Here is a 1,169-nt window from a genome sequence, read left to right as displayed (position 1 = left end):
AGGTACAGGCCGCTACCTTCAAAGCCAATTCGCTTGGGCTGCATTGGCGGGAAAAACGGGCACCAGTAACGATACTCGTGATAGCTGGTTTGTCGGGATTGATGGTCGTGAAGTGACGACCATTTGGCTAGGCCGTGATGATAACAAGCCAATCAACCTTACGGGCTCAAGCGGTGCATTGCGTGTTTACGCGGAATACTTGGCGCAGCGAATTCCTGAGCGTTTGGATCTGCCTTGGCCTAAAGAAGTGACGACGCTTGGCTTTAAACCGACCTCCAACGGTGGTTTAGAGATGAATTGTCGCAGCGATTACAAACTTCCAGTATGGGATAAAACGGGTCAAATCAAACAACAGTGTGAGAAAAAATCTAACTGGTTGAATAGTTTGTTTGATTGGTAGGATCTCCAAATCAACAACATGGACTTGTTTCACTGGTCAATTCTTAGTACATATTAGTGATCAAGTATTCAGTAAAGGAAGAAGTGGATGTTCAAAACGCTGTCATCAAGCCCGATGTCGCGCTATTTCGCGTTGTGGGTAAGTTTGTTTTTGATAGCCACTCCTTCTGTTGCTCAAGTCAAAAATGAGGATACTCCGACTCGTCCTAAAGTCGCGGTTGTTCTCGCTGGTGGCGGCGCAAAAGGTGCTGCCCACATTGGTGTCCTCAAGGCTCTAGAAGAAATGCACATTCCTGTCGATATCATCACAGGGACAAGCATGGGAGCTTATGTTGGCGGCTTGTACGCGACAGGCATGAGCGCCGATGAAATCGAAAGTTTTATCTATTCTGTTGATTGGAACAGTGGTTATCGTGATCGCGTCGATCGCAGTCAGCGTCGCGTTCGTGACAAAGAATATGAAGACCGCTATCAAATCACGACCGACCTTGGTTTACGGTTCGGCGAGGTTCGTGCTCCAACTGGTGTGGTTCAAGGGCAAAACATGTTGCGTGTGTTGCGCGAGACCACAGGCAACCTCGGACGTTTTGACTCCTTTGATGAGCTTGCCATTCCTTACCGTTCCGTTGCGACAGATATTTTAGAACTGGACGAAGTGGTGATCGGCAACGGTTATTTAGTTGATGCCATGATGGCCAGTATGTCTGTACCCGGCGCACTCCCTCCGTATAAGTTAAATGGCCACATGCTTGTTGACGGTGGCGTGGTCA

1 protein-coding gene and 1 pseudogene are annotated in these 1,169 nt (G+C 48.3%); both read left to right on the top strand.

Going from position 1 to position 1,169, the window contains the following annotated elements:
• A pseudogene (locus tag R8N47_RS23570) lies at nt 1–400 on the top strand (penicillin-binding protein 1B); the annotation flags it as partial.
• An 87-nt stretch (nt 401–487) separates the two neighbouring features.
• The coding region (locus R8N47_RS23565) for a patatin-like phospholipase family protein (protein ID WP_318185899.1) at nt 488–1,169 on the top strand (682 nt) is incomplete at its 3' end.

This window comes from Vibrio sp. 2132-1 (assembly GCF_033344315.1).
This window is presented reverse-complemented; position numbering and strand designations above follow the sequence as displayed.